This window comes from Gilliamella sp. Lep-s35 (assembly GCF_009795845.1).
In the GTDB taxonomy this organism is placed as follows: Bacteria; Pseudomonadota; Gammaproteobacteria; order Enterobacterales; family Orbaceae; genus Gilliamella.
In genome coordinates, this window is the sequence record NZ_WTEX01000024.1 from 1 (window position 1) to 15,463 (window position 15,463).

The window sequence follows — 15,463 nt, forward strand, 5'->3', positions numbered from 1 at the left end:
TAATAAAATCCAAATTAAAAATCCTGTTTATGGTTTAAATAAAAAATAAACCCCGAATTATATCGAGGTTTGTCATCAATCTGAAGTGGCAAATAGCCACCTATTTTTATTTTTTTAATTAATATCATTTATTTTTATATTCTTTTTCGCTACAGTTTCGCTCAATCCATAAGCCCACTACAACTGATAGCATACATGTAGCAATAAGTCCTATAAACCATAAAACGTAATACATAGTAGTTCCTTAATAAAGAGAATGTTTATTATTTTCGATATGATTTTTATCAAGCCTTCCAAACATTTTGATATATGACCAAATAGTATAAAAAAGAACAATAGGCAAAAATATAACAACAACAACAAACATGATATTAAGTGTTAATTGACTTGATGATGAATCCCATATTGTCAGACTTGCATTTGGCATAATGCTTGAAGGTATAATAAATGGAAAAGTTGCAATACCATAGGTAAATAGAACGCAAGCAATTGTCAACATTGATGAAATAAATACTAATGCATTTTTATTTGCACTAGAAAAAACAATGGTTAATAGCGGTAATACAACACCTAAAGCTGGTACTATCCATAAAATAGGATAATTCATATAGTTAGTTAACCACGATGCATCTGTAGATACAGTCTTAGCTAATGGATTAGATGCCGCATTATGATCAATTACGCTAGTAACCTCATAGCCATGAATACCAAACACCACCCAAACACCCGCTAAAACGAATGCAATTAACATAATTAAGCTAGCAATTTGTGTAGCCTTTCTTGCTCTTAAATAAAGTTCACCTGATGTTTTCATTTGTAACCATGCTCCACCATGAGCTACAAATAACATTAAGCCCACAACACCAGTTAATAGCGCAAAAGGGTTAAGTAATCCAAAAAAGTTGCCATCATAAAAGACTCGATAAAAGTTATCAAATCTAAATGGAACACCTTGTAATAAATTACCAAAAGCAACCCCAAAAACCAGTGCTGGCACAAAACTACCTGCAAAAATACCTGCATCCCATAACTTTCGCCACTTAGAATTCTCTAGTTTACTGCGGTAATCAAAACCAATTGGTCTAAAAAATAGTGCACAAAGCACCAAAATCATCGCAATATAGAATCCAGAAAAGGACACTGCATATGCATCTGGCCATGCAGCAAAAATCCCTGCTCCTGCAGTAATTAACCAAACTTGGTTACCATCCCAATGAGGTGCTATTGCATTTATCATAATTCGACGTTCAGTATCTGTTTTACCAATAAACGGTAATAAAATACCCACACCCATATCAAACCCATCTGTGACAACAAAACCGATTAAAACAACACTAATCAGTACCCACCAGATGAAACGTACAATTTCGTAATCAATCATTGTGTATACTCCCTTATGCTTTATTCTGTTAGCTGTTGCGTTTTTTCATAATGATAGTTGCCTGTGCCCAAAGAACTTGGCCCTAAGCGAGCAAACTTAAACATCAAGAACATTTCTGCAACCAAGAACAGCGTGTAAAGCCCACAAATAAGTATCATAGTAAATAACACTTCACCTGGAGTTAAGGAAGAATTCGCAACCCCTGTTGGTAAAATATCTTGTATTGCCCACGGTTGACGGCCATATTCCGCCACAAACCAACCACACTCACAAGCTAGCCATGGCAAAGGTAAAAATAAAACCAATAAACGACATAACCAACGTTTTTCACCAATTTTATTTTTATAGGTAGTCCATAAAGCGATACCTGTTCCCAAAATCATTAACAAACCACAACCAACCATGCCTCTAAATGCCCAAAATAATGGCCAAACAGCAGGAATTGAATCTTCTGTCGCAGCTTTGATATGTTCTTCCGTTGCTTGGGGAATAGTCAAATTATCCCGATCAGTGAAACGTTTAACTAAATAACCATAGCCTAAATCAGATTTATTATCCTCGAATGCTTTAAGAACTGTTGGATCTTGATTTCCTTGTTGAATTTTTTCTAAATTTGCATAAGCTAAAATACCATTACGAATTCTGGTTTCGTTATTCTTTAATATGTCTTTTAAACCTGTTACTTGCGTATCAAGTGAACGTGTGGTCATTATACCCATTGCATATGGAATCTCTATTGCAAATAAATTTTCTTTATTTTTTTGTGATGGAAAAGCAATAACATTGAATGATGCAGGTGCTGGTTGAGTTTCCCACTCAGCTTCAATGGCCGCAAGTTTAACAGGCTGAACCGTTGTTATTTCATGACCTGCTTCATCCCCCATAATTGCAACAACAATTGACATGATAAAACCAAATGTAGCAGCCACAGCAAAAGAACGTTTTGCAAATCCAATATCTCGTTTTTTTAGTAAATAGTAAGAACTAATACTTAATACAAAAATCGCACCAGTTAAATAACCTGCTGTTACAGTATGAACAAATTTATATTGAGCAACTGAATTGGTAATTAACTCATAAAAGTTTGCCATTTCCATACGCGAGTTGATCGGATTAAATTCAGAACCAATAGGAAATTGCATCCAACCATTAGCAACTAAGATCCAAAGTGCCGATAAATTTGAGCCAAACGCAACACACCATGTAACCATCAAGTGCTTACCACTGCTTAATCTATCCCAACCAAAAAAGAATAAACCAACCATCGTTGATTCAAGGAAGAAAGCCATTAAACCTTCAATCGCTAAGGGTGCACCAAAAATATCCCCGACATAATGCGAGTAATAAGACCAATTGGTACCAAATTGAAACTCCATAGTTAAACCGGTTGCTACTCCGACAGCAAAGTTAATAGCAAATAGTTTTCCCCAGAATTTCGTCATATCCTTCCAGACTTGCTTACCACTAACAACGTATACTGTTTCCATAATTGCTAGCATAAACGCCAAACCTAGCGTTAATGGAACAAAAATAAAATGATACATTGCAGTAAGTGCAAACTGGAGGCGTGAAAGTTCTACTATATCTAACATAAGCGCTCCCTAATCCTTAAATGCCGACAAATTTTTACGTTATTACTACCTATTATACACTCATAATGACAGAATAAAATTGATATGCGTCAAAAAACTACATCTTTATTTGTTTTTTTACCGCATTAGCAATATCCGTAAGACTTTTTACAACTGTAATGCCCGCAGATTGCAAAATTTTTGATTTTTCTGATGCTGTACCTTTATTTCCTGAAATAATTGCACCTGCATGTCCCATACGTTTTCCTGATGGTGCAGAAATACCTGCAATATAAGCTATAACAGGTTTAGTTACATGTTTTTTAACATATTCAGCTGCTTCTTCTTCGGCACTGCCGCCAATTTCGCCGATCATGACAATAACTTCAGTTTTAGGATCTTGCTCAAGTAATGCTAAAATAGAAATAAAATCACTACCAGGAATAGGGTCACCACCAATGCCAACGCACACAGATTGCCCTACACCAATATCTGTTGTTTGCTTCACCGCCTCATAAGTTAATGTTCCAGAACGTGAAACAATCCCCACTTTCCCAGCTAGGTGAATATGCCCAGGCATGATACCTATTTTACATTCATCAGGAACAATAATACCTGGACAATTTGGCCCAATCATTATGACGTCTTTTTGTTGTAATTTTTCTTTAACTATAAGCATATCTAAAGTTGGGATGCCTTCAGTGATACAGACAATTAATTTAATACCCGCATCAATCGCCTCTAAAATAGAATCTTTACCAAATGCTGCTGGCACATAAATAACACTTGCTGTTGCGCCTGTAGCTATAACAGCTTCTTTAACAGTGTTAAAGACCGGTAGACCTAAATGGGTGGTACCACCTTTGCCTGGCGTTACACCACCGACTAGCTTAGTACCATAAGCAAGCGCTTGCTGTGAATGAAAAGTTCCTTGACTACCTGTAAATCCTTGGCAAATAACTTTGGTTTCTTTATTAACTAAAATTGACATAATAACTATTCTCCATGCGTCCTATTATTAAGCAACAGCAACGATTTTTTGGGCCGCATCTATTAAACTTTCGGCAGTAATAATATTTAATTCACTTTTAGCGAGAATTTCTCTAGCAAGTACAGCGTTATTACCTTCAAGACGAACAACAACAGGAACGGTAAGACCAATTTCTTTAATTGCACTAATAATTCCATCAGCGATTAAATCACAACGAACAATACCACCAAAAATATTAACTAAAATCGCTTTCACATTTTTGTCGGATAATATCAACTTAAATGCCTCTGCAACACGGTCTTTTGTTGTCCCACCACCAACATCCAAAAAGTTAGCAGGTTCCCCACCATGCAGTTTAATAATATCCATAGTCGCCATCGCAAGACCTGCACCATTAACCATACAACCAATATTGCCATTTAATGATACATAGCTAATGCCTTGTTTTGCCGCTATTGATTCGCGTTCATCTTCTTGCGTTGTATCTCTTAAAATATTTAAGTTAGGATGTCTAAAAATAGCATTATCATCTAAAACCACTTTTGCATCTAAACAAATAAGCTCATCTGAATCAGTAATCACTAATGGATTAACTTCGGCTAATGAAACATCATTTTCTAAAAACAGCTTTGCAAAATTCACAAATAGCTTTGTGAATTGGTTTACTAATTTCCCTGTCAAACCTAATTTAAATGCAAGCTCACGGCCTTGATAAGCACAAGCTCCTGTTAAAGGATCAAGAGAGGTTTTATAAATTAAGTGAGGCGAGTTTTCAGCAACACTTTCAATGTCAACACCGCCTTCTGTCGAAGCCATAATTACAACACGCTTAGAGCTACGATCAACCACCGCTCCCAAATACAATTCTTTATGAATATTAGACGCTTTTTCAATTAATATCTTGTTAACTGGCTGGCCTTTCTCGGTTGTTTGATAAGTAACTAAATATTGTCCTAGCCATTTTTCAGCAAATTGCTTTATTTCGCTATAATTTTGAGTACAAATAACGCCACCTGCTTTACCTCGCCCTCCTGCATGAACCTGACATTTAGCCACCCAAGAACCTAAATCAGTCTGTGAAGATAGCTCAGCTAATATATCTTCTACTTCACCAATTGAGTTACAAACGTACCCTTCTGGTACGGGTAAATTATATTGTTTAAAAAGACATTTAGATTGATATTCATGCAAGTTCATAAAGAAATTCCACAGCCTAAGTTAACGTAAAATGGACAACAATTTTAATTCAACATAAATAAATTGTATAGCACATAATAAGTTATGTTTAGAGTAAGTTAGGATTATTGCTGATAGTTAGTGACAATGATATACTTCTAAAAATATCTTAATATCGTAAATAGTAAAGGTAAAAATATGAAACAAGTTGGTATCTTTTTTGGTAGTGATACAGGTAATACAGAAAATGTAGCAAAGCAAATCCAACTAGCTTTGGGTAATGACAAAGCTGACATTTTTGATATTGCCAAAACCACTAAAGAAGACATTGAGCAATACAATTATTTATTTTTGGGAATTCCAACTTGGTACTATGGCGAATCACAAGCTGACTGGGACGATTTTTTTCCTAACTTAGAAAAAGTTGATTTTAGCAATAAAATAGTTGCGATTTTTGGGTGTGGAGATCAAGAAGATTACGCTGAATATTTTTGTGACGCCATGGGGACACTTCGTGATATTATTGAACCTAAAGGGGCAAAAATTGTTGGGCATTGGCCAACTGAAGGCTATAGTTTTGAAGCATCAAAAAGCTTGGTTGATAACACCCATTTTATCGGTTTAGCGATTGACGAAGATCGCCAACCAGAATTAACTGAAGAACGCATCAACAATTGGGTTAATCAAGTCAAAATAGAAATGAAAATTTAATCTATTAAAACGATTTCTTTTATTTACCATATATAGTTTCTATAATGAGTAAATATTTATAACTTAACGGGAAGTAATATGACAAATCATGATAATGATAATAATGCAGCGCTTAAAAATGCGGGGTTAAAGGTTACGTTGCCACGATTAAAAATTTTAGAATTATTACAAGATCCTTCATGCCAACATATCACAGTAGAAGACCTTTATAAAAAACTACTTGATATGGGTGAAGAAATTGGACTTGCAACTGTCTATCGTGTCTTAAACCAGTTTGATGATGCCGGAATTGTCACTCGCCATAACTTTGAAGGTGGCAAAGCAGTTTTTGAACTAGCTACACAACAACATCACGATCATTTAATTTGTTTGGATTGTGGCGAAGTATTTGAGTTTCGTGATGATATTATTAATGCTAGACAAAAAGAAATTGCCGAACAATATGGTGTTAAACTAACTTTTCACAGTTTATATCTTTATGGGCATTGTCAATCTGGTAATTGTAAAGCTCATCCTGAACTTCATCACAAAAAATAAGCCTATTCCAATAGGCTTTTTGCTTATTTAGAATATGATAACTTACCTTTTTACTAGGTTAATACTCAAATGAAACAACTTTTAAACTTTATTCCTCTTGTGTTTTTTTTTGTTTTTTTAACAATGTACGATGTCTTTGTGGGCGTTCAAGCATTAATGATTGCAGCAACGGTATGCTTTCTTCTTATTCTTATTTTATATAGAAAAGTAGATAAAGTAGAGTTGATTTCTTATCTGATGATCATGGTCTTTGGTGGATTCACACTTTATATGCGTGACCCCAATATAATCAAATGGAAAGTCACTATTATTAATTTCTTATTTGCTATGGCTTTATTAGTTAGCCAATTTATTTTTAAGAAAAATTTACTTCAAAAAATGCTAGGTAAAGAAATACAGTTAGATATAAATATTTGGAATAAACTAAATTTATTATGGGTCTTCTTCTTTATATTATGTGGTACATTTAGTTTAGGTGCGACCTACTATACTACAGATAATTTCTTCTGGATATTTAAAGTATTTATTTTACCGGGTGCATCGTTACTATTATCGTTAATATCAGGTATCTATATCTACAAAAATATGAATAAAGATACAGACAATAAATAAATTGTACAAATGGAGTATTTTAGCATGACACAAAATATAGCCCCTAAAGGTCAATTAGTGCTTAGAACCCTTGCAATGCCTGCAGATACCAATCCTCATGGGCACATTTTTGGCGGGTGGATTATGTCTCAAATGGATCTTGCTGGTGGTATTTTATCAAAAGAGATCGCTAGAAATCGAGTTGTAACAGTTAATGCTAGTAGTATTACATTTTACAAACCAGCAATGGTAGGGGATGTTGTTTGTTGTTACGCACAATGCATTAAAACAGGAAAAACATCTATCACCATTGGTATTGAGGTTTGGGTTAAAAAAGTTATTGATACATTTGATACTACAGAACGATTTTGTATAACCGATGCTGTATTTACTTATGTTTCAGTTGATAAGCATAATAACCCCAAACCATTACCAGAAGTTTTTCAAAATTATGATTGCACTAAAGATCCGCTTACTAAATTAAACTTAACTAATAATTAACTAAGTATGCAATTTACCACATTTCATGCTTTAATTAGCACTTTGATCTTTCTTGTCTATTGGTTGATCATTGTTGCAACAACATTACGAATTGTCTTTAAACGAAGACCTACAACTTATGTTATTGCATGGATGTTAGTCATTTATATCCTACCGCTTGTTGGAGTATTCCTTTATTTTGCCTTGGGCGAAGCTCACCTAGGTCAACAGCGCGTCAAACGGGCGCAAAAAATGCGTCCAACTATTTCAAAGTTTATTAATCGCCTAAGCGAGTTTTCTGATATTTTCACTAGTAATGTTAGCCAAGTGGGTAAACCGATTTTTCAACTTTGTAAACACCAAACAGGACTTGATGGAATTAATGGTAATCACATTGAACTACTCAGTGAAACTAACGAAATTTTTGATCGTTTAATTGACGATATAAATAAAGCAACATCAAATATTGAAATGGTATTTTATATTTGGAATGAAGGTGGTCGAGCTGATGAAGTTGAACAAGCACTAATACAAGCAACTAAGCGAGGAGTGACTTGTCGATTAATGGTTGATTCTGCTGGTAGTCGACATTTTATAAAAACAGATGCCAATAAAAGAATGCGCGATGCAGGTGTTATCATTGTCGAAGCTTTACAAGTAAACTTGCTTCGATTTATGTTTAGACGATTAGATTTACGCCAACACCGAAAAGTAGCCATTATCGACAACTACATATCTTATACCGGTAGCATGAATATTGTCGATCCTCGCTTTTTTAAACAAAATAAACATGTCGGTGAGTGGGTTGATATTATGGTCAGAATGAGTGGTCCTGTAACAACGCTAATGAGCGCCATATATGCCAGTGATTGGGAGCTAGAAACAGGTAAACATCTAACTCTACCGAAAATAACTGAATTTGCTGAACCACCAGAAGATAAAAAACATATAATGCAATTAATAGCATCTGGTCCTGGTTATATGGAAAACATGATTCACCAAGTGTTGTTAACAGCAATTTACTCAGCACAAGAGCAAATTATTTTTACAACACCTTATTTAGTACCGAGTGATGATATTTTACATGCTGTTTGCACCGCAGCCCAACGGGGAGTAGAAGTCATTATCATTGTTCCTAAAAATAATGACTCACTAATGGTCAAATGGGCAAGTCGAGCCTTTTTTTCTGAATTATTAAATGGTGGTGTAAAACTTTATCAATTTAATGATAACTTATTACACACCAAAAGCGTCTTAATCGACAATCAGTTAAGTCTTGTTGGTACCGTTAATTTAGACATGCGTAGCTTATGGCTTAATTTTGAGATTACAACTGTGATCGATGATGTAGAATTTGCTAAATCGTTGTCAGTACTCTTAAAAAAATATTTATCTAACTCAGATAAAGTAAAAACTGAAGAATGGATGCAACGCCCAATTTGGCAACACATAGTTGAACGGCTGTTTTATTTTTTTGCACCATTACTATAATTGGTGCTCAAATCTTAAGTTCGCATTTCCTTTTTAGCACTATCTAACTTATTAATTACTAGTAGCCATTTTGAGAAACATCTGGTAAAAACTGATTATCCGTTAATCGATACACATCACTCTCAATAGAGCCATCAGTATTAAGTGTAATTTCTCGCCAACCTGGAGCATCTTCACTCGATAATTGAAAATCATAGCATTCAGGTTTAAATTGAAAACAAGTTGAAGGCGTTGCAAATGCCTTGCAATGATGCCAAACATAATCTTGTTTTTGATGAATATGTCCCCAACCAATTCCCTTTATATTAACATGCTGTTTAACTATTTGCTCAAGTTGATCGCTATTTTTTAGGATATGCTGATCTAACCAATGACAACCAGAATTAATAGGATGATGATGTAAAAAAACTAACACATTTCTAGAAGAGTACTTAATTAAAACATTCTGCAAAAAGTCAAGTTCAGATTCAGGTAACAAACCATAAGCCTGCCCCACAACTTGGCTATTTAATAAAACAATTAACCAGTTACTTCCTAATTGAACTACTTTATTATCGGCAAGTTGATAATTAGCAAATACATCTTGCATATAAGCATAATTATCATGATTACCTGCCAACCATACACAAGGCGTATTAAATTTATTTATTTGCTCGGCAAAACGGGCATAAGCTTTTTTAGAACCATCCTGCACAAAATCACCACTAGCCACAATTAAATCAAACTTCTTATTACTACGTGTAATTTCATTGATAACTGATAAAAAACTCGCATTAGAATTAACTCCCAACAACGAGCTATCATCATTAGAAAAAAGATGAGTATCAGTTATATGTAATATTTTACCGTAATTTTTATTCAAAATTGGAAGTTTTAAAAATGATTCCAAAATTCACCTCAATTATTTATCAATCTATAATTATGGTTAATAATGTCAGCAACAAAATAAACATTGTGAAGGAAACATAATTTTTATTATAAATCCTAGTGTTATATTAAAGTGTAAAACAGATCGCACTTTTATGAAAGAAATAATTAAATTTAATTATTAAAAAGTTATTGCCACTCTTTTTTTAATAACTGGTGATTAAGTTCTAACCATTGAAGCGCAATAATGGATGCTGCATTATTAATAACGCCATCTTCTACCCATTGATAAGCTTGGGATCGGCTTACGACATGAACTTTAATATCTTCGTTTTCTTCGTCTAACCCATGAATGCCTTTAGCGGTTGATGAATCGACTTCGCCCACCAAAATATGCAATCGTTCAGTCATGCCTCCTGGCGATGCTAAATAACTGATTATAGGCTTACATCGACCAACAGTGACTCCTGCTTCCTCCATAGCTTCTCGCCTTGCTACATCTTCATATGATTCATTTTCATGATCCATCATGCCAGCAATAAGTTCTAACATCCAAGGACTATTTTGAGTTTCAATAGCGGCAATTCGAATTTGTTCAATTAATACAACTTTATCACGTTTTGCATCATAAGCTAAAAGCACAACTGCATGACCTCGTTCCAAAATTTCACGAGTAACAACTTCGCTCATTGAACCATCAAATTTTCGATACTGAAAACGATATTCAAACAAAGAAAAAAAACCTTTATACAAAATTTTTTTAGTTAAATTAACTACATCATTTTTGTCAAAATAGACTGGATTGCTTTTAATTTTCATATGAAATCCCAAATTTAAATTGAATTTGAATAAAAAGTGCGAATAGGCACAAACTATGCTTACTATATGCTAATTATCTGTTAAAATTACGACATTAAAAATACTACTATATTTTAATGATTTTTAAAGAGAAGATTGATGAAAAAAACTTTAACCTTTTTAGTTGGCTTAATGTTAAGCCAATCTGTCTTTGCTGAAAATTTAATACAAGTTTATGAACAAGCAAAAGAAACTAATCCAGATTTACGCAGTTCATTAGCTGAAAAAAACAAAGCATACGCAGCAATTTCAGGTTCTCGAGCGAGTTTACTACCACAGATTGGTTTAAGCGCTTCTTATGGCGTAACTCATGGCCGACGTGATACAAGTGGTGTAAAATCCAAAAGCGGGAACTTATACCAAGTCGCTCTATCTCAAAGCATTTTTAATTTTTCAAATTGGAAAGCTTTAGATGTTACTAAAAAACAAGCAAGTATTGCTGATATTGCTTATCAACACCAAAGTCAAACATTAATCTTAAATACTTCTGTTGCTTATTTTAATGTGCTAAAGGCACTTGATGCATTAAGTTTTATTGATGCACAAAAAAAAGCAATTGGGCGCCAATTAGAACAAACTCGTCAAAAATTCCAAGTCGGATTAGCAACAATTGAAGACGTACAAAATGCCCAAGCTAACCATGACCTAACTGTTGCACAGCAAGTCAATGCATTAAATGAGCTAAATAATGCAATTGAAGATTTACGCCAAATAAGTGGTCGTTTTTATTCAAGTTTAGCCAGTATTAATACCAATACATTTAAAACGGAACCCCCAACACAAATCAGTACATTATTAAAAAAATCCGAAACATCTAATCTTAATTTATTAACAATGAGGTTAAATCAAGACATAGCACGTGAACAAATCAAACTCTCACAAGCAGGTCATTTACCAACAGCAAGTTTAGATGCATCAACCAATTTAAATAAAACTGATAGATATGGTAACAACGTAGCACCTAGTGCACATGGTGGCAAATCTTATTCGGGGAATAACTATGTTGGCGTCAGTGTAAACCTACCTATATTCTCAGGTGGTGCAACAATGTCTAAAGTTGAACAAGCGCAACAAAATTACGTGAGCTTCAGCGAAAAACTAGAAAGCACCAATCGTAGCGTGATTAACCAAGTACGCTCATCGTACAACAATATTTCGTCATCTATTAGTGCAATCAAAGCTTATCAACAAGCAGTTATTTCTGCACAAAGTTCATTAGAATCAACAAACGCTGGTTATCTAGCAGGAACGCGAACAATTGTTGATGTATTAAATGCTACAACACAGCTGTACAGTTCAAAACAGCATTTATCTGATGCAAAATATAATTATTTAACTAGCCAACTTCAATTAAAATATGCAGTAGGGACCCTAACGTCTGACGATTTAGTTTATCTAAACAATATGTTAGGAAAAGAAATTAGCACTTTAGTTACCATAAAATAATTATCGTATTAGTTATTGCAATAAAAAAGGCGAAATAATCGCCTTTTAATATTTGTCTATGTATTAAATTTTGTATCTATTTTTTACAATACTCACAAAAATATTAGTTTTTAGGTTTTTATGATTTGTTATACTGAAACAAAAACCACGTCACCGCAATTAAATCCGCTGTGCCCCCCGGGCTTAAATTACGTTCAATTAATTCAATATCAAGCTGATGCAGGTTTTGCTGTGCTTGAGGATGAGTAATACCGCCTTGTTTGATCAGTTTTTGGGCTTGCTCTTGAACAAAAGCCAACCCCTCAAGTCCACCTCGTGCAACCAAGTTGGTATCTTGATTAAAGGCAAGTAAGTGTAACATTACTTGCAATAAGCTGGTTTCTTCGTCGTAACTGTGATTTTGCATTTCTTGATAAATAGGTAATGAAATGTTTCTAACTGTTGCATAACCTGATTCAGCTTCTCCCCGTGCGCCAGGTAGTTTGTGGCGTTTAAATAACTTTTCGCCTATTGAATTAGCTTGGTTATTTTGCTGTAGTTCGCTCTGGACGATGCCTTGGCAAATTGCTGAAACTTGCTCACAAATGCTTTGTGCATTGGTCGGCAAGCCGAGTTGTTCTAATCGGCCTATCGCCCCTAACAGCAATCCAAAGGCAAAAATTCCCCCTTTATGGGTATTTATTTGGTTAGTGGCTTGGAACATGGCTTGTTCACACTCAATACCAATAGGTCTAATGCCAGCTAAAAACAGCTTGTTATCGTTTAAAGCTGATGTTTTGCCGTAGTTGTAAAAATGTTCAAACCAGTGACTAATGGCGCTGATGCTGTGGATAAAGGTTTGAAAATCCATGTCACGATGGGAGCCACTATTATTCATATCAACCAATCCTGGTTTAGGTGACAGGCAAATTTCTTTAATTAGCGCTTGAGTTGCCAGTTTTGCAGGTAAACATCGATTGGGATCATTATTGAGTCTTAGTTCTAATAATGCTATTTGCTGATAATAATTATTCATTATTATTTTTACCTATTGGGATGTGAATTATCATGTTGTGTACTGCAATGGCACAATAAACCAATCCATTGTTTTAAATGGCTTGGTTTATTATAAGGACTAATAATCACTAGTTGATACAGCAAGTACTTCCCGATTGCCGTTGTGGCTAGGGGCACTAATGATGCCTTCAGCTTCCATTTGTTCTACAATTCTGGCAGCGCGGTTATAGCCGATTCTAAATTTTCGTTGCACGCTAGAAATGGAAGCTCGTCGGGTTTCGACAACAAATGCGACAACTTGATCAAATAGTGGGTCAAGCTCTTCGCCTAACATATCGGCGTTGCTGTTTTCGCTGTCATCGCTCGCGACAGTGACATTTTCAATATATTTTGGCGTGCCACGCGCTTTCCAATCTTGCACAACGGCGTGCACTTCTTCATCACGGACAAAAGCGCCGTGAACACGAATTGGTATAGAGCTATTCGGGGCTAAATACAGCATATCCCCCATGCCAAGTAGTGATTCTGCGCCCATTTGATCTAAAATAGTGCGTGAGTCAATTTTGCTTGATACGGTAAAGGCAATTCGTGTTGGAATATTGGCTTTGATTAATCCTGTAATGACATCGACCGATGGGCGTTGTGTCGCTAATACAAGGTGTATGCCTGCCGCTCGTGCTTTTTGTGCAAGCCGTGCAATTAGTTCTTCGACTTTTTTACCAACAGCCATAATAAGGTCGGCAAATTCATCAACCATAACGACAATGTACGGTAACTTTTCAAGCGTTGGCATGTTAAGATCCATGCTGTCGGTTGGTTTCCAAAGTGGATCGGGAATTGGTCTGCCCATTTGTTCAGCTAATTTTATTTTTTCGTTATAACCAGCAATATTGCGCACGCCCAATGCTGACATTAAGCGATAGCGTCGTTCCATTTCGTTAACACACCAGTTGAGCGCATTAGCAGCATCTTTCATGTCGGTTACTACTTGAGTTAGTAAGTGAGGGATGCCTTCATAAATAGAAAGCTCAAGCATTTTGGGGTCGATCATTATAAACCTGACATCTTCTGGTTGCGATTTATATAAGATGCTTAAAATCATCGCATTAACGCCAACAGATTTTCCCGATCCTGTAGTACCTGCAACCAGTAAATGTGGCATTTTTGCCAGATCAGCAACCACTGATTGCCCTGAAATATCTTTACCTAATACCACTGTGAGAGGGGATTGTGCATCTTTAAATTGTGGGCTGTCTAAGACTTCTCTAAAATAGACCGTTTGGCGATTTTTATTAGGTAATTCAATACCAACATAAGGTTTGCCCGGAATCACTTCAACCACGCGCACTGAAGGCATGGAGAGTGAGCGTGCTAAATCTCGGTCAAGTGTGGAAATTCGTGCAGCTTTAATTCCGGGAGCAAGTTCAATCTCAAAACGGGTTATAACAGGACCTGGCATGTAGTCAACCACTTTTGCTTTAACGCGGTAGTCAGATAAGCTTTTTTCAATAAGTTCAGACATTGCGTTTAAGGCACCATGATCGACTTCGATGCGAGCTGTTGGTGGTGCGGTTAATAAGTTTAGTGACGGTAATGGCGTAGTCGGCTTAGGTAGCGGTTTATCATTACGTCTTAATAATGGATGTATTAAGCTGTTTTTGTCATCTTCTTCAATGTAGTTGTGTTGAAATTGTTCAATTTCTGCAACTTGCTCAAATTGCTCACTTGTTTGGGTGTTTTCAATTCTCGCTTCTTCTGGATAGATGTCGTCGATAAGAGGATTTTCTTTTTTGAGCGCTTCGGTATCAACGTATTCTAGTTGTTCTACATCTATTTCCGTTTTGCTATCTGTTATAGGCTCTATATTTGCAGTGCTTTCTGTATTTGTTGTAATTTCTGGTTCTTGTATAAATGGTTGTTTAGTTTCCGTTATTTCAATTGCGGAAACGTCGAAGCTCGGTTCAAATGGTGTTTGTTCATTAGTAAATTTAATTTCAGGTCCGTTATGCACTGAAGTAAATAAGGGTTTACTTGGAGCATCTGAAATTGTGTACTTTTCTGGCTCTTCAAGTGTTAATTTTTGTTCTGATTTTTGTGTTTGTATGACATGTTTTATTTGTTCCACCGATGAAGATAGCGCCTGTTCTTGCTCTGGTGTTGCTTTATTGCTATTCATGTTTTGAATAATTGACTCAAGGCGAGATAAGATCTCGTCAGGGTCGAGCTCTTTTTTTAATTGGCTATCTGCTTTAGGTGATGTATCAACCGTTTGGGCCGATGTGGTTAAAGTTTGTAATTGTGCATCTTGATGGCGATTGAGTTGTTCGTCTGTTATTTTTATTGTTATTGTTTCATCTTGTGTTGGTA

14 protein-coding genes and 1 pseudogene are annotated in these 15,463 nt (G+C 35.4%); 6 read left to right on the forward strand and 9 right to left on the reverse strand.

All coding sequences use genetic code 11. The features are described from left to right. Nucleotides 1-124: 124 nt before the first annotated feature. From GQ590_RS09830 to sucC, 5 genes are all read right to left on the reverse strand, one after another. The gene (locus tag GQ590_RS09830; protein ID WP_160408697.1) at nucleotides 125-235 is read right to left on the reverse strand and encodes a cytochrome bd oxidase small subunit, CydX/CbdX family; all 111 of its coding nucleotides are present in this window, start codon (nucleotides 233-235) and stop codon (nucleotides 125-127) included. Nucleotides 236-244: 9 nt separating this feature from the next. Beyond that, nucleotides 245-1,381, reverse strand: coding sequence for a cytochrome d ubiquinol oxidase subunit II (cydB, locus tag GQ590_RS09835; protein WP_160408699.1), 1,137 nt, complete (start codon nucleotides 1,379-1,381; stop codon nucleotides 245-247). A 20-nt stretch (nucleotides 1,382-1,401) separates the two neighbouring features. Then, entirely contained in the window at nucleotides 1,402-2,973 is a 1,572-nt protein-coding gene (locus GQ590_RS09840) for a cytochrome ubiquinol oxidase subunit I (RefSeq protein WP_160408702.1), read from the reverse strand. A 97-nt stretch (nucleotides 2,974-3,070) separates the two neighbouring features. Further along, a complete protein-coding gene (gene sucD / locus GQ590_RS09845) occupies nucleotides 3,071-3,943 on the reverse strand; it encodes a succinate--CoA ligase subunit alpha (protein ID WP_160408703.1) in 873 nt (290 codons plus the stop codon). A gap of 27 nt (nucleotides 3,944-3,970) precedes the next feature. Next, entirely contained in the window at nucleotides 3,971-5,140 is a 1,170-nt protein-coding gene (gene sucC / locus GQ590_RS09850) for an ADP-forming succinate--CoA ligase subunit beta (RefSeq protein WP_160408705.1), read from the reverse strand. A gap of 177 nt (nucleotides 5,141-5,317) precedes the next feature. Here sucC and fldA point away from each other — a divergent pair, with 177 nt between their 5' ends. The 5 genes from fldA (at nucleotide 5,318) to cls (ending at nucleotide 8,929) form a co-directional block, all read left to right on the forward strand. Continuing rightward, a complete protein-coding gene (gene fldA / locus GQ590_RS09855; protein WP_160408707.1) occupies nucleotides 5,318-5,830 on the forward strand; it encodes a flavodoxin FldA in 513 nt (170 codons plus the stop codon). A gap of 78 nt (nucleotides 5,831-5,908) precedes the next feature. Then, entirely contained in the window at nucleotides 5,909-6,367 is a 459-nt protein-coding gene (gene fur / locus GQ590_RS09860; protein ID WP_160408709.1) for a ferric iron uptake transcriptional regulator, read from the forward strand. 69 nt (nucleotides 6,368-6,436) lie between these two features. Beyond that, on the forward strand, nucleotides 6,437-6,979 hold the full coding sequence (locus GQ590_RS09865) for an inner membrane-spanning protein YciB (RefSeq protein WP_091123532.1): 543 nt from the start codon (nucleotides 6,437-6,439) through the stop codon (nucleotides 6,977-6,979). A gap of 24 nt (nucleotides 6,980-7,003) precedes the next feature. Continuing rightward, nucleotides 7,004-7,459 (forward strand): acyl-CoA thioester hydrolase YciA, encoded by a 456-nt coding sequence (yciA, locus tag GQ590_RS09870; protein WP_160400334.1) that lies wholly within the window; start codon nucleotides 7,004-7,006, stop codon nucleotides 7,457-7,459. Between the two features lie 6 nt (nucleotides 7,460-7,465). Then, nucleotides 7,466-8,929: a cardiolipin synthase gene (cls, locus tag GQ590_RS09875; RefSeq protein WP_160408711.1), complete on the forward strand. Its 1,464-nt coding sequence runs from the start codon at nucleotides 7,466-7,468 to the stop codon at nucleotides 8,927-8,929. 58 nt (nucleotides 8,930-8,987) lie between these two features. On the opposite strand, the gene cpdA is transcribed toward cls, so the two are convergent. Next, nucleotides 8,988-9,818, reverse strand: a complete 831-nt coding sequence (gene cpdA, locus GQ590_RS09880) for a 3',5'-cyclic-AMP phosphodiesterase (protein ID WP_160408713.1) — start codon at nucleotides 9,816-9,818, stop codon at nucleotides 8,988-8,990. Between the two features lie 167 nt (nucleotides 9,819-9,985). Next, the gene (gene nudF, locus GQ590_RS09885; protein WP_160408715.1) at nucleotides 9,986-10,615 is read right to left on the reverse strand and encodes an ADP-ribose diphosphatase; all 630 of its coding nucleotides are present in this window, start codon (nucleotides 10,613-10,615) and stop codon (nucleotides 9,986-9,988) included. Nucleotides 10,616-10,753: 138 nt separating this feature from the next. On the opposite strand from nudF, the gene tolC reads away from it, so the two are divergent. Beyond that, on the forward strand, nucleotides 10,754-12,100 hold the full coding sequence (gene tolC / locus GQ590_RS09890) for an outer membrane channel protein TolC (protein WP_160408717.1): 1,347 nt from the start codon (nucleotides 10,754-10,756) through the stop codon (nucleotides 12,098-12,100). Between the two features lie 118 nt (nucleotides 12,101-12,218). On the opposite strand, the gene citG is transcribed toward tolC, so the two are convergent. Both citG and GQ590_RS12760 read right to left on the reverse strand, forming a co-directional pair. Next, nucleotides 12,219-13,115: a triphosphoribosyl-dephospho-CoA synthase CitG gene (gene citG, locus GQ590_RS09895; RefSeq protein ID WP_160408719.1), complete on the reverse strand. Its 897-nt coding sequence runs from the start codon at nucleotides 13,113-13,115 to the stop codon at nucleotides 12,219-12,221. Between the two features lie 99 nt (nucleotides 13,116-13,214). After that, nucleotides 13,215-14,756, reverse strand: a pseudogene (locus GQ590_RS12760) (DNA translocase FtsK); the annotation flags it as partial. Nucleotides 14,757-15,463 lie beyond the last annotated feature (707 nt).

Coding starts and splice junctions, on each gene's coding strand:
- GQ590_RS09840 (WP_160408702.1), bottom strand. CDS start 2,973: ATGTTAGATATAGTAGAACTTTCACGCCTCCAGTTTGCACTTACTGCA.
- fur (WP_160408709.1), top strand. CDS start 5,909: ATGACAAATCATGATAATGATAATAATGCAGCGCTTAAAAATGCGGGG.
- cls (WP_160408711.1), top strand. CDS start 7,466: ATGCAATTTACCACATTTCATGCTTTAATTAGCACTTTGATCTTTCTT.
- GQ590_RS09865 (WP_091123532.1), top strand. CDS start 6,437: ATGAAACAACTTTTAAACTTTATTCCTCTTGTGTTTTTTTTTGTTTTT.
- tolC (WP_160408717.1), top strand. CDS start 10,754: ATGAAAAAAACTTTAACCTTTTTAGTTGGCTTAATGTTAAGCCAATCT.
- GQ590_RS09830 (WP_160408697.1), bottom strand. CDS start 235: ATGTATTACGTTTTATGGTTTATAGGACTTATTGCTACATGTATGCTA.
- sucD (WP_160408703.1), bottom strand. CDS start 3,943: ATGTCAATTTTAGTTAATAAAGAAACCAAAGTTATTTGCCAAGGATTT.
- yciA (WP_160400334.1), top strand. CDS start 7,004: ATGACACAAAATATAGCCCCTAAAGGTCAATTAGTGCTTAGAACCCTT.
- sucC (WP_160408705.1), bottom strand. CDS start 5,140: ATGAACTTGCATGAATATCAATCTAAATGTCTTTTTAAACAATATAAT.
- nudF (WP_160408715.1), bottom strand. CDS start 10,615: ATGAAAATTAAAAGCAATCCAGTCTATTTTGACAAAAATGATGTAGTT.
- fldA (WP_160408707.1), top strand. CDS start 5,318: ATGAAACAAGTTGGTATCTTTTTTGGTAGTGATACAGGTAATACAGAA.
- cydB (WP_160408699.1), bottom strand. CDS start 1,381: ATGATTGATTACGAAATTGTACGTTTCATCTGGTGGGTACTGATTAGT.
- citG (WP_160408719.1), bottom strand. CDS start 13,115: ATGAATAATTATTATCAGCAAATAGCATTATTAGAACTAAGACTCAAT.